The organism is Salinifilum ghardaiensis (genome assembly GCF_054491345.1).
On record NZ_CM137101.1, the window covers coordinates 2,688,542 to 2,709,326 of the forward strand.

Below are 20,785 nucleotides of genomic sequence, written 5' to 3' on the forward strand. Positions count from 1 at the left end.
CGATCGCGCCGCGGTGACGAGAGCCAGTTCACCACCGCGCGCGGCCCCGCCCGCGTTTCACCGGGCCGGTGGCGGCAGATCACGTTAGTCTTTGCCCACAGTGCCGTCCCGAAAGGAACACCCGTCGTGACTGGCCGACCACGCCGCCTCCTGCTGCTCAGCGCCACGATCGGTGAGGGGCACAACGCCACGGCACGCGCGGTGGAGGAGGCCGCCCGGCACGCCTGGCCGGACTGCGCGGTCTCCCGGGTGGACACGCTCGACACCATGGGGCCGGGGGTGCGCCGCGCGTTCAACTGGATCTACGCCACCAACGTCGAATCCACGCCCTGGCTGTACGACTTCTTCTACTGGGCGCTGTGGCGCTACCGCTGGTTCGCCAACGGCTGCCGCCGCTTCGTCGGCGCCTGGTGCGGGCGCCGCCTGCGCCGCGTGCTGCGCGAACACGCCCCGGACCTGGTCGTGACGACCTACCCGCTGGGCACGGCGGGGATGAACTGGTTGCGGCGCCGCGGGGAGAGCACCCCCGGCGTGGTGGCCGTGGTCTCCGACTTCGCCCCGCACCCCTTCTGGGTGTACCCGCACGTGGACATGCACCACGTGATGAGCGAGGCGAGCCTGGCCGCGCTGCGCCGCGCCGAGCCGGAAGCCGTCGGCGCCGCGTGCGCACCCCCGGTGGTCTCGGCGTTCCACCCGGTGCAGCCGGCCGCGGCGCGCCGGTCGTTCGGTTTCGACGAGGACGGGTTCACCGTGCTCGTCTCCTGCGGCGCGCTCGGGTTCGGCTCCGTGCCCCGCGCGGTCGACGCCGTGCTGCGTTCGGAGCGGGTGGGCCGCGTCGTGGTGGTGTGCGGGCGCAACGAGCGGTTGCGGGCCGAGCTGTCCACCCGGACGGATCCGCGGCTGGTACCGCTCGGCTGGGTCGACGACATGCCGAGCCTGACCGCGGCGGCCGACGTCGTGCTCACCAACGCCGGCGGAGCCACCGCGCTGGAGGCGCTGGCCTGCTCCCGCCCGGTGCTCATGTTCGAACCGATCGCGGGCCACGGGCGGGCCAACGCCGAGCTCATGGCCGCGGCCGGGCTGGCCGTGCTCTGCCGCGACCGGAGGCAGCTGACCGCCACGGTCGACCGGTGGGCCGGCGGGGACGCGGAACTGGCCGCCTGCGCCGAACGCGCGGCCCGGCACCGCTCCGGGAACTTCCCCGAGCAGGTCGCCGCGCTGGCCGCGCTGCCCCGGCACGCCGGACCGCGGCCGCTGCGCCCGGAGGACGCGTTCTTCGTGCACGCGAGCACCGAGCAGGTCGAGCAGAGCGCCGCGGCGATCCTCCGGCTGGGCGGCGAACCGCGCTCGGTCGAGGCGTGGTACGCGCTGGTGGCCGAACGCATCGCGCAGTGCGCGCACCACCTGCCGACGTTGCGCCGACGGCTGGAGCACCGGCGGTGGCTCCGGCCCCGGTGGGTCGACGTGACGGCGCTGGACCCGACCGAGCACCTGGACAGCCGCGTGGTCGCCGACGGCGGGCAGTTGCCCGCGGCGATCTCGGAGTTCCTCCGCTGCCCGCTGCCGGCCGAACGGCCGCCGTGGCGGCTGCGGCTGCTGCTGCGCCACGACACCGGGGAGGCGTTGCTGGTGGCGAAGCTGCACCACGCCCTGGGCGACGGAGTGGCCGTGACCAGCGCGCTCGTGCGGCTGCTGGCCGAGGGGCCGCCGGGCTCCGCCGGCCCCGCCCGCAGCGGCGGGCGCGGCCGGTCGTCCGTGGCCGCGGTGGCGCGGGGGCTGGCCAGCCTCGCCCGCTCCGGTACCGCCGGGGACTGCCCGTTCACCGGGTGCAGCGGCGGACAGCGGTCCGCCGCCTGGTTCGACCTGCCGTCGGCGCAGGTGCGCGCCCGCGCCCGCGAGCGCGGGGTCAGCACCACGGCCCTCGTGCTCGGCCTCGTCGCCGAGGCGCTGCACCGGCAGCTGGCCGCGCGGGGCGCGGGCGGTGCGGGGGCGACGTTCCGCGTGATGGTGCCGCACACCGCGCGCAACGGGCGCGCGGAGGTCACCGCGGACACACCCGGCAACCACACGGTGTCGGTGGCGCTGGACCTGCCCGTGGGCCCGGGGACTCCGGCGGGTCGGGCCCGGGTGGTCGACCAGCTGCTGCGCCGGCGCGCCGAGAGCGGTGAGACCGAGGCCTCCGGGGTGGTGCTGGCCGCGCTGGGTCGGCTGCCGAACGTCCTGCACCGGTGGGTGGTGCGCCGCATCTACCAGCGCCGCTTCTTCCACGCCGTCGTGTCGGTCATGCCGGGGCGCCGGCGGCCGGTGGCGCTCGACGGAGCGCCCATCACCGACGTGTACCCCCTGCTGTCGCTGGCCGAGGGCGTGGGTGTGGCCGTCGGGGCGCTCAACTGGAGCGAGCGAGTCGGGTTCGGCATCACCACCGACCCGGCGCTGGCCCCCGCCGCCGGGGAGCTCGCCTCCGGGATGCGGGAGGCGTTCGCCGAGCAGGCCGAACCCTCCGCGGAGCGCGAGGGGACCGCCGGTTGAACGGCGGGCAGGCGGTGCTGAGCGTGGCCGTGCCGACCGCCGTGCTCGGCGCGGCGAGCTTCGGCCTGGCCAGCGCCGTCCAGCACCGGGTGACCAAGCAGGTGCCCGCCGAGCGCACGCTCAACCCGAAGCTGCTGGTCGACCTCATCCGCAAACCCATCTGGGTGATCAGCGTGCTCACCGTGATCGTCGGGCTGTCGCTGCAGGTGGTGTCGCTGGCCTACGGTCCGCTGGTGCTGGTGCAGCCGCTGCTGGTGACCTCGGTGCTGTTCGGGGCCGCGTTCGCCGCGTGGATGGCCCACCGGCGGCTCGACGCGGTGCTCGTGGTCGGTGCGCTGGCCTGCTCCGGCGGGCTGGCCGCGTTCCTGCTGCTGTCCCGGCCGAGCGGTGCCGGGCACGCGCTGACCGCCGATTCGCTGCTGCCGCTGGCGCTGCTGCTCGGCGCGGTGGTCGTGGCGGCGCTGGTGTTCGCGCAGATGGTGCGGGGCGAGCTGGGGGCGGTGGCGCTGGCGCTGGCCACGGGGGTGTTCTACGGCGTCACGGCCGCGCTGATGAAGGTCGTGGCCGGTCAGGTGCGCAGCACCGGGCTGGCCGAGCCGTTCCTGCACCCGATGTTGTACGTGGTGTGCGTGATCGGGCCGGTGGGGTTCCTGCTCAGCCAGCAGACCTTCCAGCGCAGCCGGGTGATCTCACCGGCGCTGGCGGTGATCACGACGGTGGATCCGCTGGTGTCGGCGGCGATCGGGGTGCGGTGGCTCGGCGAGCACATGCACTTCTCCACCGGCATCCTCGCCGGCGAGGTGGTGGCGATCCTCGCGATCGTCGTCGGGGTGGTCGTGCTGGCCCACCGCGGGGAGCAGTTGCGGGCGGTGGACGAGAACCGCGGGCAGGGGTCGACGGCGACCTGGGGGTGAGCCCGCGGCTCGCGGCGGAAACGCCCGCCGAGGTGAGGAGGTGAGCGGTGCTGCCCACGCTGCGCGGGACGCGCGCGCTCGTCACCGGTGCTTCCTCCGGCATCGGCGCGGCCACCGCGCGGGCGCTGGCCGCCCGGGGCTGCCGGTTGCACCTGGTCGGCCGGGACCCCGACCGGCTGGAGGCGGTCGCCGGTGAGGTCGGCGCGACGTGCACGACGGCCGATCTCACCGGTGCGGAAGGCCTGCGGGAGGTGGAACCGCTCTGCGACGAGGCCGAGGTGCTGGTGCTCAACGCGGGGCGGGGTTGGGCCGGCGAGACGGCCGCCATGCCGCCTGCGGAGATCGACGCGCTCGCGGCGCTGAACCTGGTGGCCCCGCTGCGGCTGGCGCGGGCGGCGCTGCCCGGCATGCTGCGGCGCGGGCGCGGGCAGCTGGTGTTCGTCTCCTCCATCGCCGCGGTCGGGGTGGCCGAGGAGGACGTGTACGCGGCCACGAAGGCGGGGGTGCGCACGTTCGCCGCGAGCCTGCGGCAGACCGCGCGCCCGCGCGGTGTGGGGGTGACAGCGGTGCTTCCCGGGGCGGTGCGCACGCCGTTCTTCGACGCGCGCGGGCGGGCCTACGCGCGGTCGGTGCCGCGGATGGTCGACCCGCACCGCGTGGCCGACGCGCTCGTGCGCGGGGTGCGCCGTGATGCCGCGGAGGTGTTCGTGCCCCGGTGGCTGGGGCTGGCCGCGCGGGTGCAGGGCGCCCTGCCCGGCACGTTCGGGCGGCTGGCGCGCGGGGCGCGCTCGTGAACCGCGCCCGTCAGGCGGCCGCGGCGGCCGGCGAGCCGAAGCGCACCTGGATGCCTTCACCGCGCAGCGCGCGGCGGAACCACACCAGGGACACGGCGACGCCGAGCACGACGAGCGCGGTCGAACCGGCGGTGCTGAACAGGACGAACCCGTCGACCGTGGTGCCCACGAGGGTCCACAGCGCGCCGATGCCGTTGGCGACGAACACGAGCGCCCACAGCAGCGACACCCGCCGGAAGAACCGCTGCACCCGGGCGTTGCCGGTGAGCTCCCGCGGCAGGATGCAGAAGTCGTCGGCGAGCTTGGCCAGGAACGTCCGCTCGAACGGCAGGGTGGCCAGCAGTGCCAGGGCGATGAGGAAGTTCTGCACGCTCGGCTGGATGAAGTACAGGAACGTGCTGCCGGTGGCCAGTCCCACCCCGGTGCGCGCGGCGAGGATGCCGGCCATGAGCCAGAGCACCACCGGGATGCGGATGCGGAAGGCGATCCGCACCCCGAGCGCCGCCAGCGTCCACCCGAACGCGGCGAGCAACCCCCCGGTCAGTCCGCTGGCGTGGAACAGCGCGTAGAACAGCAGCAACGGCGCGAAGACCGTCTCCACCAGGTTCTTCGTCGCGTGCCAGAGGTGCTGGGACACGCTGTGCAGGTGGACGACCGAGGGGCAGGGGGTGTGCATGGGACCTCGCGGGCGGCTCGGGGTCACGGGCAGGGAGGATCACCCGTCCGGCCGCGCCGCCCGTCGGGGACTCACCAGGGGCGATCCCACCGCGTCGGGGGAAGGAACCGGCGCAGTGGGCGCATTCAGCTCCGCATGGCGCGGATTCCTTCGCGGAGCGAACCCATGGTCGCCAGCACCGCGGACGGTTCGTAGCCACAGTGTGCCATGCAATTGGCGCAGCGGTCATCCCTTCCGCGGCCGTACTGCTCCCAATCGGTGTCCTCCAACAACTCGGCGTAACTGGACGCGTACCCGTCGGCCATCAAGTAGCACGGTTTCTGCCAGCCGTAGAGCGAGTACGACGGGATCGCCCAGGCGGTGCAGGAGAAGTCGATCTTCCCCTCCAGGAAGTCGAGGAACAGCGGTGAGTGGTTGAACCGCCACTTCCTGCGCCGTTCGTCGCCGAAGACCTTCCGGAACAGTTCGCGGGTCTCGGTCACGCCGAGGAAGTGGTCCTGGTCCGGGGCCTTCTCGTAGGCGTAGGCCGGTGACAGCATCATCTTGTCGACGCCGAGGTCGTCGTTGAGGTAGTCGAGCACGTCGATGACCGACTGCGGCGTGTCCGTGGTGAAGAACGTGCTGTTCGTCGTCACCTGGAACCCGCGCCGCTTGGCCTCCCGGACGTTCTCGACCGCCTGGTCGAACACGCCCTCCTTGCACACCGAGGCGTCGTGCGCCTCCCGCAGCCCGTCGATGTGCACCGCCCACGAGAAGTACGGCGAGGGCTCGATCTCGTCGATCTTGCGCGGGAGGAGCAGCGCGTTGGTGCACAGGTACACGAACTTCTTGCGCTTGACGAGTTCGCGCACCATCTCGCCGATCTGCGGGTGCATGAGCGGTTCGCCGCCGGCGATGGAGACCACGGGCGCTTCGCACTCCTCCGCCGCGGCGACGGCCTCCTCCACCGGCATCCGCTGCTTGAGCACGTCCGCCGGGTGCTGGATCTTGCCGCAGCCCGCGCAGGCCAGGTTGCAGGCGAACAGCGGCTCCAGTTCCAGCGTCAGCGCGAACTTGTCCCGGCGTGCCAACTTCTGCTTGAGCAGATGGGCACCGACGCGGACCGCCTGGCGCAACGGGATTCCCATCAGCGCACCTCCTTCGCGGAGCGAATCGTTCGGTTGTGCCCGGGCGGCGCGAACGTCGCTGACGAACCCGCGTCCTCGGGCGAGGCGCAGACCACCCGCCCCAGCCCGCCGAGCGCGCGGACGAGGGCGCGCAGCTGCGCCGCCGCCTCCGCCGCTCCGGAGGGCACGACTGCGATCCTGCGCGCTCGCCACAGCCACGCCAGTCGGACGTCGTCGATCCGGGTGACGCAGCGGGCGCCGGACGGGGCTGTGGCCGGTTCGGCGAACCACAGCACGAGATCGGCCCCGGCCCGCGCGGCCTCGGCCGCGCCGCCGCAGACGAGCACCCGCCGGGCAGCCGCGGCCCGGGACCACATCGGCAGCTGCGCCGCCGCGGCGCGCAGCCGGGCGAGCGCGCGCAACGCCCGCGCGGGCGTGCCCGGACGCACGAGCGGGTGCTCGGCGGTGTCCACGACGAGCCGCACCACGGCCAGCGGGCGGTCTCCGGCGGCGCGGACCAGCGGCGCCGACTCGAGGTCGACCGCGCACGCACCGGCCGCGGCGAACCGGGCCCGGTCGTGCTGCCCGGCCAGTCGCCGCGCGGTGACCACCGGTCCGCAGTGCACCACGAACCCCGCCCGGCGCAGGTGCGCGGCCAGCAGCGGGGCCGAGGCGCACGGCACCCCCGTTCCGCCGTCGTCGAGCACGTCGCTGGCCACCACCACGTCTCCCCCGGCGACCTCGTCCCCCACCCCGCCGGCGAGCCCGACCACGGCCACCGCGCGGTGGGCACCGGTGCCCACCTCCGCGGCAGCGCGCTCGCTCGCGCGGTGGCCGTAGCCGGTGCGCCGCACGGACTGTCCGGGCAGGCGGCCGCGGACCGCGGCGGCCTCGCACCGCAGCGGTGCGCACACCAGCAGCGGAGCGGACATTCCGCTCACTCCTCCCCCGCGCCCGCGGCGCGCCGGAACCGCCCGAGCGCGGCGAGCGGGAAGATCACCCGGTACAGGTGGTAGTTGATGTAGAAGTCACCGGGGAAACCGGTACCGGTGAACTGCGGCTCGTCCCAACCGCCGTCGGGGCGCTGGGCGCGCACCAGGTAGTCGGCCCCGCGCTGCGCCGCCGGCGTGTCGTGCCGGCCGACCGCCAGCAGCGCGAACAGCGCCCACGCCGTCTGCGAGGCGGTGGAGTCGCCGCGGCCGATCCAGGCGGGGTCGGTGTAGGAGCGCAGGTCCTCGCCCCACCCGCCGTCGGCGTTCTGGTGCTCCTCGAGCCAGCGCACGGCCCGGCGCAGCGCCGTGTGGTCGCGCGGCACCCCGGCGGCGACCAGGCCCGGCACCGCCGCACCGGTGCCGTAGACGTGGTTGGCGCCCCACCTGCCGAACCACGACCCGTCCGTTTCCTGGTTGCGCAGCAGCCACGACACTCCCCGGCGCACCGGGCCGTCGGCGTGCCCGAGGGTGGCCAGCGCCTCCACCACGTGCGCGGTCACATCGGCCGAGGGCGGGTCGATGACCTCGCCGAAGTCGCAGAACGGGAGCTTGCGCACCAGCTGGCGGGTGTTGTCGGCGTCGAAGGCGCCCCACCCGCCGTCGCGGGACTGCATGCCGACGAGCCACCGGGTACCGCGCTCGATGGCCGCCCGCACCGCGGCGGGCTTGGTGTGCTCGACGCGGTTGAGCGCCATGAGCACCTCGGCGGTGTCGTCGATGTCGGGATAGTGGTCGTTGTCGAACTCGAACGCCCACCCCCCACCGGCGGACAACCGCGGACGACGCACCGCCCAGTCGCCCTTGACCCCGATCTCCTCGGCGAGCACGAAGTTGCTCGCCCGCCGCAGGGACGGGTCGTCGGCGGGCACGTCCGCGTCGCGCAGCGCCTGCATGCCGAGCACCGTGTCCCACACCGGGGACTGGCAGGCCTCCAGGCGGCGCACCGGCCCCTCCGGGCCGTCCTCGTGCACGAGGAACCGCTCGAACCCGTCCAGCCCGTGCTTCATCACCGGGTGGTTCAGCGGGTATCCGAGCAGGTGCAGCGCCAGCAGCGAGTACACCCACGGCGGTTGGATGCCGCCCCAGCCGCCGTCGGCCTCCTGCCTGGCCACGATCCACTCGGCCGCGCGCCGCATCGCCTGCCTGCGCAGCGCGCGCACCGGCCGGCGCCCGTAAGCGCTCAGCGCCCCGTCCAACGCTGCGAACCCGTACTCCCAGGACAGGCCGGGTTTCGCGCGCGGCGCCGGAGTGCCGGTGCGCAGCTCGGCGGTGCTGACGCCGAGCTCGCGCTGCGGCCGCAGGGTGCACACGATCGTCAGCGGCACGACGGTCTGCCGCGCCCAGCAGGCCCAGTCGGACACGTTCAGCGGGAACCACGGGGGCAGGAAGATCATCTCGGGCGGCATGGCCGGCAGGTCGTCCCAGGACCACTCGCCGAACAGGGCCAGCCAGATGCGGGTGAACACGCGGGTGCGCTCGACGCCGCCGTGGTCGAGGATCCAGCGGCGCGCGGTGGTCATGTGCTCGGCACCGGTGTCGTCACCGGCGAGCTTCAGCGCCACGTAGGCCTCGACCGTGGTGGACAGGTCGGCGGGCCCGCCGGCGAAGTTCGCCCACGTGCCGTCGGAGCGCTGCTGCCCGCGAATCCAGCGGGCGGCCTGCTCGGTCTCGGCCTTGGTGCGGATGCCGAGGAACTGGCGCAGCAGCAGGTCCTCGACGTCCATGGTCACGTTCGTCTCGAGCTCGCCCTTCCACCACCCCTGCTGGTGCTGCAACGACAGGAAGTACCGCCGGGCGGCGTGCACGGCTTCGTCCACTCCGGACGCGTTCGCGGTGGCGGCGCCGTGCTGCATCTGTTCGGTCAACGTTGCCTCCGTACGATGAATTCGGCGAGCTCGGTCAACGACGTGCCGGCCCCGGAAGGCACGGGGGGCAGGTACGCGCGGGCGGCGGTCAGCCTGCGGTCGCACTCGGCGCGGGCCCAGCCCTCGGATCCGGCCCGCTGCACCATTTCCGCGGCCTCGTGCAGCTGGTCCTCGGTCAGCGGGTCCTCCTGGGCGTACAGCGCGCGGAGCCGCTGGCCGCACCGCGTTGCCGAGGACAGCGCGTGCACCACCGGCAGAGTCTTCTTGCGCGCGCGCAGGTCGGACAGCACCGGTTTGCCCGTGACCTCGGGGTCGCCCCACAGGCCGAGCAGGTCGTCCACGAGCTGGAAGGCCATGCCGAGCTCGCGCCCGAAACCGCGCAGTCGCGCGACGAACGCCTCACCGGCCCCCTGGTGCAGCGCGCCGATCGAGGCCGCGCACCCGAGCAGGGCGGCGGTCTTGTCGTGCGCCATCTGCAGGCACTCGTCGAGGGTGACGCCGGCGCGCCGCTCGAAGTCGAGATCGGCCGACTGCCCGGCGATGAGGGTGCGCGTGGTCGCCGCGAGGGTGCGCGCGCTGTCGGCCGCCCGCTGCGAGGAGGACTCCAGCAGCACCTCGGTGGAGAGGTTCAGCAGCGCGTCCCCGGCCAGCAGCGCGGCGGAGCGGCCGAAGACGGTCCACGCCGTGGGGCGGTGCCGGCGGGAGGTGTCGGCGTCCATGACGTCGTCGTGCAGCAGCGAGAAGTTGTGCACCAGCTCCACCGCGACCGCCGCGGGAACGGCCCGTTCCGCGGCGTCCTCCGCACCACCGGCTTCCGCGGCGGCCTGCGCGGACAGCAGCACGAGCGCGGGGCGCAACGCCTTGCCGCCCTCATTGGTGGCGCTTCCGTCCACATCGGTCCACCCGAAGTGGTAGGTGCACACGCGGCGCATCTCCGGGTCGAGCCGGTCGACGCGGGCGCGCAGCATCGGCTCGATCGATTCGCGCGCGGTGGTGAGGGCCGCGGGAAGCACTGAAGTCATGCCGTCTCCTCCACACCGTGTCGGGATCCCTGCTCGGCTTCGACCACCTCGGCGGCGCGGAGCCCGCTGAGCACCGCACCTTCGAGCGTGTCCGGCAGTCCGGTCGCGGTCCACGCCCCGGCCAGCACGAGCCCGGGCACGGCGGTGCGCGCGGCGGGCCGGTGCGCGGCGGTTCCCGGCGTCTGGTGGAAGGTCGCGTTCGGTTCGCGGGTGACGAAGAAGTCGCGCACCCCGGCCGCGGCGGCGCGCGGGAACACCTCGGACAGCGCGGACAGGTACCGCGCGCGGATCTCCTCGGTGCGCCGGTGCGCGTCCTCCCACGCCGCCGAGACCGACACCGCCAGGTACTGCCCGGTCGTCGCCGCAGACGCAGCGGTGCGGTCGAAGATCCACTGCAGCGGCGAATCCACGACCGAGCACAGCTCATGTCCGGTCACCGCGCGGTCGTAGTGCACGTGGACGTTGATGATCGGTGCGGCCGACAGGGCCGACCACCGGGACGCGCCGCGCACCGGCAGGTCGGCCACGAGCGCGGCCGCCTGCTGGTGCGGCACGGCCAGCACGACGTGGTCGGCGGTCAGCGGGGCGTGCCGGTCGCGGTCGCGGGTGGTGGCGCGCAGGCCGTCGCCGCTGCGGAAAACCCCGCGCACCTTGGTGTTCGTGTGCACCGCGACGCCCGCCGCGGTCAGGGCGCGCGCGGCCGGGTCGCCGTGCAGCTCGCGCAGCGGCAGCCGGGGCACGCCGATGTCGGCGCTGGCGGTGTCGTCCAGCACGCCGGTGCGGAACACGCGCGCTGCCAGCGCCAGCGACGCGTCGTCCGGGCGGGCGTTCAGCGCCGCGGTGGTGAGCATGCCCCACAGCACGTCGGTGACGCGCTGCGACTCCCCCTGCTCGCGCAGCCAGTCGCCGAAACTCGCGGCGTCCAGTCGCGGGTCGTCCGGGTCGAGGCGGCGCAGGGCGAGCGCCGTGCGCACCGCGCGCAGGCGCTCGCCCGCGCTCAACCACCGGTTGGCGCACAGCGCCGGGGCGAGGTGCGCCGGGGCGGGCAGGTTCCACCGGCGCAGCACGACGGGGCTGCGGTGCGGCGACAGCACGGGCACGTGCAGCCGTGGCTGCACCCGCACCCCGTCGGCCACGCCGAGCCGGCGCAGCAGGGCGCGGTAGTGCTCGTAGCAGCGCAGCAGCACGTGCTGTCCCGTGTCGACGGTCAGCGGGCCGCGCGAGAACGAGTAGGTCGCACCGCCGAGCAGGGACCGCCCCTCCACCAGGCGGACCGCGAAACCGCGGTCGGCGCAGCGCAGCGCGGCGGTGATGCCGGCGAGACCGCCGCCGACGACGAGGACGCTGGCGCGGTTCATGGCCGCATCCCCACCAGCGAGCGAGCGGCCACTTCGGCCTTGCGCCAGGTGGGCAGCGTGGTGCGCCGGGTGAGCACGGTCCGCGGGCGCTCGGCGATGCGCCGCAGCACGTGGTGGTAGATGCCGGCCATGGCCGCGCAGCAGGCGCGGCTGCCGCGGTCGAGCGCGGGCAGCAGCTGCAGCCCTTCGTCGTACCAGGATTCGGTGCGCGCGATCTCGTAGCGCATCAGCGCGTCCCAGCCGGCGTTCTCCACGCCGCTGAGCGGGGCTCCGTCCCGCCCGGCGGCGCCGCCGGGCCGCGGGCCGCCCGGCGGGGCGGAGTCCTCGGCGGCCGCCGGGTGCAGGACGACGCCGAAAGCGGCGAGGTCCTCGTCCGGCAGGTACACGCGCCCGGCGGCGCAGTCCTCCCGCACGTCGCGGAGGATGTTCGTCAGTTGCAGCGCGATGCCGAGGGCGTCGGCGCGGGACGCGTCGCGGGCGACGTCGTCGGTGCCGAACACGCCCAGCGACAGCCTCCCGATGGATCCCGCCACGCTGCGGCAGTAGTCCAGCAGCTCGTCGTAGGTGGTGTACGGCCGGCCGCGCACGTCGGCTTCGCAGCCGTCGAGGAGTTCGTGGAAGGCCTCCAGCGGCACGGGCATCCGCTCGCCGGTGTCCGCCAGCGCGGCCAGCACCGGATCGTCGGCACCGGTGGTCAGCTCGCGCAGCTGCGCGCGGGTCTGCTTGAGCTGTCGCAGCTTCTCCTCGACGGAGAGGGCGCCGTCACCGATGTCGTCGATGCGGCGCGCGAAGGCGTAGACCGCGGACAGCGCGCGGCGTTTCGGCCCCGGCAGCAGGCGGATGCCGTAGGAGAAGTTGCGCGCCTGCTGCCTGGTGATGCGTTCGCACTCGTCGTAGGCCGCGCGGAGCGGGTCCGTGGGAGTCACCGGGAGCCCCCCATCGTGTACAGCCGCCCCCACTCGGCGAAGGTGCGCGTCCTGCTCGGACGCACGTCCCCGCCCAGCGGGTCGTACCCGGCGCGGGCGAAGGCGGCCGCGGTGGCCCGCCCGCCGGCGACGTAACCGGCCACGGCGATGCGCGCCATGCCCGAGAGCCGGTTGACCAGCGCTGCTCCGACGTCGAGCACCCGGTGGGCGCGGTCGACTTCGAACCGCACGAGCCCGCGCAGGCGGGTCGAGGCGGTGGCGCGGGTGAGTTCGTGCTCCTCGCAGTGGAACCGCTTCAGGTCGGTCGCCGGGAGGTAGACGCGGTCCTGCCGCAGGTCCTCGGCGAGGTCCTGGCAGTGCTCGAGGATCTGCAGCGCGGTGCAGATGCGGTCGGACAGGCGGATGAGCTCCGGCTCGGCGCGGTCGAACACGTGCAGCACGGCCTCCCCGACCGGGTTGGCCGACAGGCGGCAGTAGTCCACGAGGTCGGCGAACGTGTCGTACCGGCGGACGTGCTGGTCCTGCCGGTTGGCCTCGATCAGCTTGACCAGGGTGTCGTACGGGATGCCACACTCGTGCACGGTCGGCTGCAGCGTGCGCATCACCGGGATCCGCGCGGTTGCCTGGTAGGCGCGTTTGAGGTCGACCTCGAGCAGGTCGAGCAGGGCGCCGCGGTCCCCGGGAGCGTCGTCGCCGGCGTAGTCGACGAGGCGGAAGTAGCCGTAGAGCGCGTGCAGGTGGCGTTGCATCGTGCGCGGCAGGATCCGCGAGGCGACCGGGAAGTTCTCCGAACGCATCTGCCCCACGACGGCAGCTGTGCGCGGGAAGTCCCCCGAGCGCGGTAGCTCTTTCGAGGGCTCGGCTTCCGCGTTCGGAGTTGTGGGGTCGGGCAGCGATACGACCATGGCCCTCCTCCTATCCGACGGCCAGGAGGCGTAGTCGGCATCCTAAGATCCCGCCGGGCACAACGCAGGACGAAGCGCCGCGGCGCGTCGGGGTCTTCGAACACCTGGTACACGCGCCTCCGCGGGAGGCGGCGGAGCGGGACGATCCGGGGAGGCGGAACGGGCCGTCGCGACGAGCGGCGGGGGCGTTCAGCCGTCGCGCTCGCCGAGGACGGGCGGCGCCGGCCGCTCGTGCGCCTGCAGCCGCGCGGCCACCTCTTCGGCCTCGTGCAGCACGCGAACGGCGTTGTGCCAGGTCAGTTTCGCGATGTCGGGTTCGGACCAGCCGCGCCGCAGCAGTTCGGCGATCAGTCGCGGGTAGCCGGCGACGTCGTCGAGCCCGCGCGGCATGTCCCCGGTCCCGTCGTAGTCGCCGCCGAGTCCGATGTGCTCGATGCCGGCGCGCTCCCGCACGTGCTCGAGGTGATCGGCCACACTGGACACGGTGACCTGCGGCGGCGGGCGCCTCTCGGCGAAGCGCCGCCGCTCCGCGACCGCAGCGGCCTCCGGCGACATCGGGTCGAGGCCGAGCGATCCGAGGTGGGCGTCCACCTCGCGGTCCCACGCGGCCACCTCGGCGGAGACGAACTTGGGCACGAACGTCACCATGACGACCCCGCCGTTGTCCGGCATCGCCTCGAGCACGTCATCGGGGACGTTGCGCGGGTGGTCGCACACCCCGCGCGCCGAGGAGTGGGAGAACAGCACCGGCGCCCGGCTCGCGCGCAGCGCCGCGCGCATGGTGTCGGCGGAGACGTGGGAGAGGTCGACGAGCATGCCGAGCCGGTTCATCTCGTGCACCACGGCGGTGCCGAACGGGGTCAGGCCACCGGCAGCCGGCGTGTCGGTGGCCGAGTCCGCCCAGGGCACGTTCTCGTTGTGCGTCAGCGTCAGGTAGCGCACGCCGAGCTCGCGGAACACGCGCAGCGTGCCCAGCGAGCCGGCGATGCAGTGCCCGCCCTCGGCCCCGAGCAGCGAGGCGATCCGCCCGTGCGCCCGGGCGCGCTCCACGTCCGCGGCCGAGTCCGCCGCCACCAGCGTCCCCGGGTGGCGGCGCAGGAGGGTGCGCACGCAGTCGATCTGCTCGAGGGTGGCGCTGACCGCGCGGTCGCCGGCGAGGTCGGTGGAGACGTACACCGACCAGAACTGCGCGCCCACGCCACCGGCGCGCAGCCGCGGCAGGTCGGTGTGCAGCCGGCCCGTCTGGTCCGCCCCGACGTCGCACCGGCCGAGGTCGTAGCCGACCTGCGTGCGCAACGCCCAGGCCAGGTCGTTGTGCCCGTCGACGACGGGGTACTCGGCCAGCAGCGCGCGGGCGCGGGGCAACAGGTGTTCGGCCGTGGACTCCTCCGCACCGGTCATGCCCACCTCCGGTCGTCTCCGCGGGCGCGCCGCGCCGTGTGCACCGCTGCCAAGTTACCGCCTCCCGGAGGTCCTGCGGATCACTTCACCGCACCCATGGACAGCCCGCGGACGAGGTGGTTCTGCGCGAACCACCCCACGACCACCACCGGCAGCGAGGCCAGCAGCGCCGCCGCCGACAGCTGCGCCCAGTACAGCCCCTCGCTGGTGATGAACCCGACGAGGTACACCGGGACGGTGCCGGCGCGCGCGGCGGCGAGGTTGACGGCGAAGAAGAACTCGGTCCACGAGAAGATCACGCAGACCAGCGCCGTGGCAGCGATGCCGGGCGCCACCACGGGCAGCAGCACGCGCGCCAGCAGGGTCGGCAACCCGGCCCCGTCGATCCGTCCGGCCTCCAGCAGTTCGCGCGGCACCTCCAGCAGGAACGACCGCAGCATCCACACCGCCAGCGGCAGGTTCATCGCCGCGTACAGCAGCACCAGCACCCAGACGTTGTCGAGCAGCCCCAGGTTCTGCGAGACCACGTACAGCGGGATGATCGCGGCGACGATCGGCAGCATCTTCGTGGACAGGAAGAAGCCGAGCGCGTCGCTGCTGCGCGGGATCGGCGCGATGGACAGCGCGTACGCCGCCGGCAGGGCCAGCGCGAGCACCAGCAGCGTGGAGGTGGCGGTGACGAACGCGGAATTGCCCAGGTACGGCAGGAATCCTCGTTCGAGCACGCCCTGGACCTGCTCCCAGGTGGGGGTGAACAGCAGCCGCGGCGGGTCGGTGTAGGCGTCGACCTCCCGCTTGAACGCGGTGAGCACCATCCACAGCAGCGGGAGGACGAACACCACGGCGATCGCCCAGGTGGCCGCGGTCAGCGCCCAACGGCCCGCATGCCTTCTCATCTCGCCCCCGTGCCCCCTCATCTCGTGCTCCCGTGGACGCCGAACGAGCGGAACATCAGCCGCAGGGCGAAGGTCGCCACGATCAGCGTGCCGACCACGACGACCACGCCCATCGCCGCCGACTGCCCGACGTCGAACCCCTCGAACGCTCGCTGGTAGATGTAGTACGGCAGGTTCGTGCTCGCCGTGCCCGGACCGCCCTGCGTCATCAGGTAGATGGCGTCGAAGCTGTTGACGATGTAGATCGCGCCCAGCAGCACGGCGAGCTGGATGTAGCGGCTCAGCTGCGGCAGCGTGATCGACACGAAGGTGCGCCAGCGCCCCGCGCCGTCGACCTGGGCCGCTTCGAGCACTTCCCGGGACTGGGCCTGCAGCCCGGCCAACAGCAGCAGCATCATGAACGGCGTCCACTGCCAGATGATCTGGGTCATCACCGAGGCCAGCGGGAACGTCGAGAGCCAGTCCACCTCGGTGCCGAGCGCGAAGTTCAGCAGCCCGTAGGAGGGGTCGAACATCGTCGTCTTCCACAGCAGCGCGCCGGCCGCCGGCAGGACGAGGAACGGCGTGATCAGCAGGGTGCGCACCGCGCCGCGGCCGGGGAACTCGCGGTCGAGCAGCAGCGCCAGCCCCAGACCGAGCAGCAGGGACACGACCACGCAGACCACGGTCAGCGCGACCGTGTTCAGCGCCGCGGTGCGGAACTGGCTGTCGGCGAACACGTCCGCGTAGTTGCGCAGCCCGACGAACTGCTGCGACCCGGGGCGGACGAGGTTCCAGGACTGCAGCGAGTAGTACACGGTCAGCAGGAACGGGACCTGCGTGACCACGACGGTGAACAGCAACGCCGGCAGCAGCGGCAGGCGCCGCAGCCAGCGCTCGCGCCGTCCCGCGCGCCCGCGCCCGCCCTCGCGGAGCGCGGCGGGCGCTGCCGGGCGCGCGGACTCCTCGGTGACTGCGCTCACTGCTCCTCCCGGTAGGAACGTGCCACGGACTCGGCGTACTGCTGGGACTGCCGCAGCGCCTCGTCGACGCTCTTGCGCCCGGCGATGGCGGCCGACAGCTGCTGGCTCACCCGTGTGCCCAGGTCCTGGAACTCCGGGATGCCGACGAACTGCAGCCCCTCGTAGGGCACCGGCCCGCGGATCGCCGTGCGCTGGTCGGCCCTCTCGATCGCCTCCAGCGTCGGCCCGGCGTAGGCGGCGGCCGCGCGGCGGTACTCCGGGATCTCGTAGGTGGACTCGCGGTGGCCCGGTGGCACCCGGTTCCAGCCGAGCCGGGTGCCGACCTCGCGCACGAACTCCTTGTTGGTCATCCACCGCATGAGCTTCCACGCCGCACCGGGGTTCTCGGTGGACTTCGGGATGGCCAGCGCCCAGGTGTACAGCCAGCCGGTGCGCGGCGTCTCGGCCACGGGCGCGGTGACGTAGCCGGACTTGCCGACGACGTTGCTGCTGCCCGGGTCCTCGTTGGTGCCGGCCATGGCGGTGGCGTCGTACCACATGGCCGCGTTGCCCTGGGTGTAGCGGTTGCCGCACTCGGAGAACCCGGCGCTGGAGGCGCCGACTTCGCCGTGCGCGCGCACCAGGTCGACGTAGAAGTGGGCCGCGCGGCGGAAGTTCGACGAGGTCAGGCGCGCGTTCCAGTCCTCGTCGAACCAGCGCGCCCCGAAGGCGTGGGCGATCGAGGTGAACGGCGCGAGGTTCTCGCCCCACCCCGGTTTGCCGCGCAGGCAGATGCCGGCGATCCCGCGTTCGGGGTCGTCGAGCTGCGCGGCCATCCGGGCGACCTGCCCCCAGGTGGGGTTCTCCGGCATGCGCAGCCCCGCTTCGCGGAAGAGGTCCTTGCGGTAGCTGAGCAGGGACGACTCGCCGTAGAACGGGACCGCGTACATCGATCCCTCGTAGGACAGGGACTCGCGGATGCTGGGGATGAAGTCACCGGGGTCGTAGCCGGGGCTGCTGCGGATGTGCGGCTGCAGGTTGCGCAGCCAGCCGTTGGCGGCCCACTGCTCGGCCTCGTAGTTGCTGATCATCACGATGTCGAACTCGCCGCCCTGGGTGGCGGTGGAGGCGGTGATCTTCGCCCGCGCTTGGTTCTCCGGCAGTTCGACGAACTTCAGCGAGATGCCGGGGTTCTCGCGCTCGAACTGGTCGGACAGCGCGATCGCGTCCTTCATCTGCGGGTTGGACACGATGGCCACCGTGAGCGTGCGCCGGTCGGTGCCCAGCTCCCCGGCGCCGGCGCAGCCGCTGACCAGCAGCACGCCGACGGCCAGCAGCGCGACGAGGCCGCGCGCGCTCGCCCCGCCGCGCCTCCTCCCGCTGCCGCGCCCTCTCGCGCTGCCGTCCCCTCCGCTACCGCGCATCGGTTCCTCCCGGGGTGACCTGGATCTTCAGCCCGGTACCGGCGCGCATCCGGGCGAGCGCGTCGTCGAAGCGCTCGAGCGGGAGCGTGTCGGTGACCAGCGCGTCGGTGTCCACCGCACCGCTGCCGACGAGTTCGAGCGCACGGCCGTAGCTGTGCAGCACGGCCATGGAGCCGACGATGGTGAGTTCGTCGTTGTAGATGCGGAACGGCGACAGCTGCACGCGCGCCTGTTCGGCGGCCACGCCGAACACGAGCAGGCGCCCGCCGCGGTCGAGGGCGTCGAAGGCCCCTTCGATCGCGGGCGCCGCGCCGGTGCAGTCGATCGCGGCCTCGAAGCGCTCGTCGAGCTCGGCGATGTCGCTCGCGACGGTCCGCGCCCCGAGCTCGCGGGCCCGGCCGAGGCGTTCGGCGTTGCGGTCGACGACGGTGACCGCGGCTCCGGAGCGCTGCAGCAGCTGCTGCATGATCAGCCCCATCGTGCCCGCGCCGGTGACGAGGAACCGCTCCCCCGCTTCGACGCCGATGCGGCGGACGCCGTGCACGGCGCACGAGACGGGTTCGACCGCGGCGCCCTGCTGGAAGGTCATCGACTCGGGCATGCGGTGGCAGGTCGCGGCGGGCACGGCCACGTACTCGGCGAAGGCACCGTCGACCGTGTCGCCGGTGGCGCCCCACGCGGCGCAGAGGTTGCCGCGACCGGACCGGCACGGCGCGCAGCGGCCGCAGAACCGGGAGGGGTCGACGGCGACGCGGTCGCCGGTGCGCCACTCCCCGCGCACGGCCGCACCGACGGCGACGACTTCGCCGGCGAACTCGTGCCCGGGAACGATGGGGTACGGCGTGGGCGGGAACTCGCCGTCGGCGATGTGCACGTCCGTGCCGCAGATGCCGCAGGCCCCCACCCGGACCACGAGCTCGTCCGGCTGCGGTTCCGGATCGGCGACGGTGCCGACCCGGAGTTGACCGGGCTTGTCGATGATCGCCGCGCGCATGCTTCCCCTTCCGCTCATATGAGCACTTCCGCGTCCCGTTGCTTCACGCTTGATCCGAAATTGAAGAGGGTGCGCCGTCAATTCGTCAACTCATTCCGGCAGATCGATGAGTAGAATGCTCATATGAGCAATGAGTGGGACACCGATACCGCACTGCTGGCCGCGACCGCGGCGCACCGCCACTTCGTGCTCGGCGAGTCCAAGATCGACATCGCCGCGGACCTCGGGCTGAGCCGCTTCAAGGTCGCGCGGCTGATCACCGCGGCCCAGCAACGCGGGCTCGTGCGCGTGGAGTTCGACCTGCCGCTGCCCGTGGACCCGGGTCTCGGCGACGCGATCGCGCGCACCTACGGGCTGCGCCGCGCGCTCGTCCTCGACCGCGCGCACACCCCGGACGCGCGACCCGTGCTGCGCGAGCGCATCGGCGCGCTCGCCGCCGCCCTGCTCGGCGACCTGCTCTCCGCCGACGACGTCCTCGGACTGGCCTGGGCCCGCACGGTCAACGCGATGGCCGCCGCGGTCGGCGAGCTGCCGCCCTGCCCCGTGGTGCAGCTGTGCGGGGTGCACGCCGGCATGGACATGCGCGACCGCACGGTCGAAACCGTGCGCCACGTCGCCGCTTCCAGCGGCGGCCCGCCCTACCCGATCTACGGCCCGCTCGTGCTGCCCGACCGGCGCACCACCGACGTGCTGCGCAGCCAGCCGGGCATCGCCGAAACCTTCGAGCAGTTCCGCCGCATCACCACCGCCGTGGTGAGCATCGGCGCGTGGCAGCACGGGGAGTCCACGGTGTACGACACGATCGGTGAGTCCGAACGGGACGGACTCGCCCGCGCGGGCGCCGTCGCCGAGATCGCCGGGCGCGTCTTCGACGGCACCGGCGCACCCGTGGCCACCGAGCTGGCCCACCGCATCCTCGCCATCGGCGGCGACCAGCTGCGCGGCATCGGCGAGGTCGTCGGCCTCGGCTACGGCACCGCGAAGGCCCCGGCCATCGCCGCGATCCTGCGCTCGGGCATCATCACCAGCCTGATCATCGACACCGACGCCGCGGAACGGCTCCTGCCCGAGGTGTCCTAGCCTGGGGTGATGTCGCAGCGCGAACTCGTCGTGCTCGGCACCGCCAGCCAGGTGCCGACCAAGCACCGCAACCACAACGGCTACCTGCTGCGGTGGGACGGCACCGGCTTCCTGTTCGACCCGGGCGAGGGGACCCAGCGGCAGATGACCCTCGCCGGCGCCCGGGCGCACGAGATCCACCACCTCTGCCTGACGCACTTCCACGGTGATCACTGCCTGGGGGTGCCCGGAGTGCTGCAGCGGATGTCCCTGGACGGCGTGGCCCGGCCGGTGCACGCGCACTACCCCGCCCGCGGGGAGGAGCACTTCCACCACCTGCGGCGCGCGTCGGTGTCCTCCGACGGGCTGGACCTGCACCAGCACCCGATCCGCCAGGACGGGGTGGTCGCCTCGGGCCCGTTCGGCACGTTGCACGCGCGGCGGCTGGACCACCGGATCGAGACCTTCGGCTACCGCCTGGTCGAACCGGACGGGCGGCGGATCCTGCCCGAGGAGCTGGCGCGGCACGGCATCAGCGGCCCGCAGGTGGGCCAGCTGCAGCGCGCGGGGAGGCTGCAGCTGCCCCGCGGGGTGGTCGAGCTGGCCGAGGTCAGCGCGCACCGCCCGGGGCAGAAGGCCGCGTTCATCATGGACACTCGGCTGTGCGACGGGGTGTTCGCGCTCGCCGAGGGGGTGGACCTGCTCGTGGTCGAGTCCACGTTCCTCGACCAGGACGCGCACCTGGCCGAGGAGTACCGCCACCTGACCGCGGCGCAGGCCGCGCGCGTCGCCGCCGAGTGCCGCGTGGGCGCGCTGGTGCTGACGCACTTCTCCCAGCGTTACGAGGACCCGGCGCGGTTCGCCGCCGAGGCCGCGGCCGTGTTCGACGGCCCGGTGCACGTGGCCGAGGACCTCGCCCGCGTACCCCTGCCACCGCGGCGCCGCCCCTGACTCCCCGGCGGCGCCGCTCCCCCGGTGCAGCA

General features: G+C 73.6%; 18 protein-coding genes. 5 read left to right on the top strand and 13 right to left on the bottom strand.

From position 1 onward, the window contains the following. The first annotated feature begins 126 nt into the window (after positions 1-126). From ACVGV0_RS12325 to ACVGV0_RS12335, 3 genes are read left to right on the top strand one after another with little or no spacing between them, the layout of a single operon-like run. Complete coding sequence (locus tag ACVGV0_RS12325; RefSeq protein ID WP_459155808.1) at positions 127-2,529, top strand: MGDG synthase family glycosyltransferase; 2,403 nt, start codon at positions 127-129, stop codon at positions 2,527-2,529. Then, positions 2,526-3,443, top strand: coding sequence for a DMT family transporter (locus tag ACVGV0_RS12330; protein WP_459155809.1), 918 nt, complete (start codon positions 2,526-2,528; stop codon positions 3,441-3,443). The genes ACVGV0_RS12325 and ACVGV0_RS12330 overlap by 4 nt, the downstream gene beginning before the upstream one ends. Before the next feature lie 47 nt (positions 3,444-3,490). After that, a complete protein-coding gene (locus tag ACVGV0_RS12335) occupies positions 3,491-4,237 on the top strand; it encodes an SDR family NAD(P)-dependent oxidoreductase (RefSeq protein ID WP_459155810.1) in 747 nt (248 codons plus the stop codon). Between the two features lie 10 nt (positions 4,238-4,247). Here the strand turns inward: ACVGV0_RS12335 and ACVGV0_RS12340 are convergent, their stop codons facing one another. The 13 genes from ACVGV0_RS12340 to ACVGV0_RS12400 form a co-directional block, all read right to left on the bottom strand. Next, complete coding sequence (locus ACVGV0_RS12340) at positions 4,248-4,913, bottom strand: VC0807 family protein (protein ID WP_459155811.1); 666 nt, start codon at positions 4,911-4,913, stop codon at positions 4,248-4,250. Positions 4,914-5,038: 125 nt separating this feature from the next. Then, the gene (gene hpnH, locus ACVGV0_RS12345) at positions 5,039-6,040 is read right to left on the bottom strand and encodes an adenosyl-hopene transferase HpnH (protein WP_459155812.1); all 1,002 of its coding nucleotides are present in this window, start codon (positions 6,038-6,040) and stop codon (positions 5,039-5,041) included. Further along, positions 6,040-6,951, bottom strand: a complete 912-nt coding sequence (locus ACVGV0_RS12350) for a phosphorylase family protein (protein WP_459155813.1) — start codon at positions 6,949-6,951, stop codon at positions 6,040-6,042. The genes hpnH and ACVGV0_RS12350 overlap by 1 nt, the downstream gene beginning before the upstream one ends. A gap of 5 nt (positions 6,952-6,956) precedes the next feature. Beyond that, positions 6,957-8,864, bottom strand: a complete 1,908-nt coding sequence (shc, locus tag ACVGV0_RS12355) for a squalene--hopene cyclase (RefSeq protein ID WP_459159998.1) — start codon at positions 8,862-8,864, stop codon at positions 6,957-6,959. 8 nt (positions 8,865-8,872) lie between these two features. Continuing rightward, positions 8,873-9,898 carry a polyprenyl synthetase family protein gene (locus ACVGV0_RS12360; protein WP_459155814.1) on the bottom strand — a complete coding sequence of 342 codons (1,026 nt, stop codon included), beginning with the start codon at positions 9,896-9,898 and terminating at the stop codon, positions 8,873-8,875. Then, complete coding sequence (hpnE, locus tag ACVGV0_RS12365) at positions 9,895-11,256, bottom strand: hydroxysqualene dehydroxylase HpnE (protein ID WP_459155815.1); 1,362 nt, start codon at positions 11,254-11,256, stop codon at positions 9,895-9,897. The genes ACVGV0_RS12360 and hpnE overlap by 4 nt, the downstream gene beginning before the upstream one ends. After that, positions 11,253-12,182, bottom strand: a complete 930-nt coding sequence (locus ACVGV0_RS12370) for a phytoene/squalene synthase family protein (protein WP_459155816.1) — start codon at positions 12,180-12,182, stop codon at positions 11,253-11,255. Before ACVGV0_RS12370 ends, hpnE begins: the two co-directional genes overlap by 4 nt. Further along, positions 12,179-13,087, bottom strand: coding sequence for a squalene synthase HpnC (hpnC, locus tag ACVGV0_RS12375; RefSeq protein WP_459155817.1), 909 nt, complete (start codon positions 13,085-13,087; stop codon positions 12,179-12,181). The genes ACVGV0_RS12370 and hpnC overlap by 4 nt, the downstream gene beginning before the upstream one ends. A gap of 189 nt (positions 13,088-13,276) precedes the next feature. Then, positions 13,277-14,488, bottom strand: coding sequence for a dipeptidase (locus ACVGV0_RS12380; RefSeq protein WP_459155818.1), 1,212 nt, complete (start codon positions 14,486-14,488; stop codon positions 13,277-13,279). An 80-nt stretch (positions 14,489-14,568) separates the two neighbouring features. Continuing rightward, entirely contained in the window at positions 14,569-15,384 is an 816-nt protein-coding gene (locus ACVGV0_RS12385; RefSeq protein WP_459155819.1) for a carbohydrate ABC transporter permease, read from the bottom strand. Positions 15,385-15,401: 17 nt separating this feature from the next. Next, entirely contained in the window at positions 15,402-16,253 is an 852-nt protein-coding gene (locus ACVGV0_RS12390) for a carbohydrate ABC transporter permease (RefSeq protein WP_459159999.1), read from the bottom strand. Positions 16,254-16,342: 89 nt separating this feature from the next. Continuing rightward, complete coding sequence (locus ACVGV0_RS12395; protein ID WP_459155820.1) at positions 16,343-17,749, bottom strand: ABC transporter substrate-binding protein; 1,407 nt, start codon at positions 17,747-17,749, stop codon at positions 16,343-16,345. Then, entirely contained in the window at positions 17,739-18,743 is a 1,005-nt protein-coding gene (locus ACVGV0_RS12400) for a zinc-dependent alcohol dehydrogenase family protein (protein ID WP_459160000.1), read from the bottom strand. The genes ACVGV0_RS12395 and ACVGV0_RS12400 overlap by 11 nt, the downstream gene beginning before the upstream one ends. Before the next feature lie 123 nt (positions 18,744-18,866). Here ACVGV0_RS12400 and ACVGV0_RS12405 point away from each other — a divergent pair, with 123 nt between their 5' ends. After that, the gene (locus tag ACVGV0_RS12405) at positions 18,867-19,823 is read left to right on the top strand and encodes a sugar-binding transcriptional regulator (protein ID WP_459155821.1); all 957 of its coding nucleotides are present in this window, start codon (positions 18,867-18,869) and stop codon (positions 19,821-19,823) included. 9 nt (positions 19,824-19,832) lie between these two features. Then, positions 19,833-20,753, top strand: a complete 921-nt coding sequence (locus ACVGV0_RS12410; RefSeq protein WP_459155822.1) for a ribonuclease Z — start codon at positions 19,833-19,835, stop codon at positions 20,751-20,753. Positions 20,754-20,785: the final 32 nt, after the last annotated feature.

What these genes read in the sequence shown, in the direction of transcription:
- ACVGV0_RS12340 (WP_459155811.1), bottom strand. Translation starts at nt 4,913, where the DNA reads ATGCACACCCCCTGCCCCTCGGTCGTCCACCTGCACAGCGTGTCCCAG.
- ACVGV0_RS12410 (WP_459155822.1), top strand. Translation starts at nt 19,833, where the DNA reads ATGTCGCAGCGCGAACTCGTCGTGCTCGGCACCGCCAGCCAGGTGCCG.
- shc (WP_459159998.1), bottom strand. Translation starts at nt 8,864, where the DNA reads ATGCAGCACGGCGCCGCCACCGCGAACGCGTCCGGAGTGGACGAAGCC.
- ACVGV0_RS12400 (WP_459160000.1), bottom strand. Translation starts at nt 18,743, where the DNA reads ATGCGCGCGGCGATCATCGACAAGCCCGGTCAACTCCGGGTCGGCACC.
- hpnE (WP_459155815.1), bottom strand. Translation starts at nt 11,256, where the DNA reads ATGAACCGCGCCAGCGTCCTCGTCGTCGGCGGCGGTCTCGCCGGCATC.
- ACVGV0_RS12380 (WP_459155818.1), bottom strand. Translation starts at nt 14,488, where the DNA reads ATGACCGGTGCGGAGGAGTCCACGGCCGAACACCTGTTGCCCCGCGCC.
- ACVGV0_RS12385 (WP_459155819.1), bottom strand. Translation starts at nt 15,384, where the DNA reads ATGAGAAGGCATGCGGGCCGTTGGGCGCTGACCGCGGCCACCTGGGCG.
- ACVGV0_RS12405 (WP_459155821.1), top strand. Translation starts at nt 18,867, where the DNA reads ATGAGCAATGAGTGGGACACCGATACCGCACTGCTGGCCGCGACCGCG.
- ACVGV0_RS12350 (WP_459155813.1), bottom strand. Translation starts at nt 6,951, where the DNA reads ATGTCCGCTCCGCTGCTGGTGTGCGCACCGCTGCGGTGCGAGGCCGCC.
- hpnC (WP_459155817.1), bottom strand. Translation starts at nt 13,087, where the DNA reads ATGGTCGTATCGCTGCCCGACCCCACAACTCCGAACGCGGAAGCCGAG.
- ACVGV0_RS12360 (WP_459155814.1), bottom strand. Translation starts at nt 9,898, where the DNA reads ATGACTTCAGTGCTTCCCGCGGCCCTCACCACCGCGCGCGAATCGATC.
- hpnH (WP_459155812.1), bottom strand. Translation starts at nt 6,040, where the DNA reads ATGGGAATCCCGTTGCGCCAGGCGGTCCGCGTCGGTGCCCATCTGCTC.
- ACVGV0_RS12395 (WP_459155820.1), bottom strand. Translation starts at nt 17,749, where the DNA reads ATGCGCGGTAGCGGAGGGGACGGCAGCGCGAGAGGGCGCGGCAGCGGG.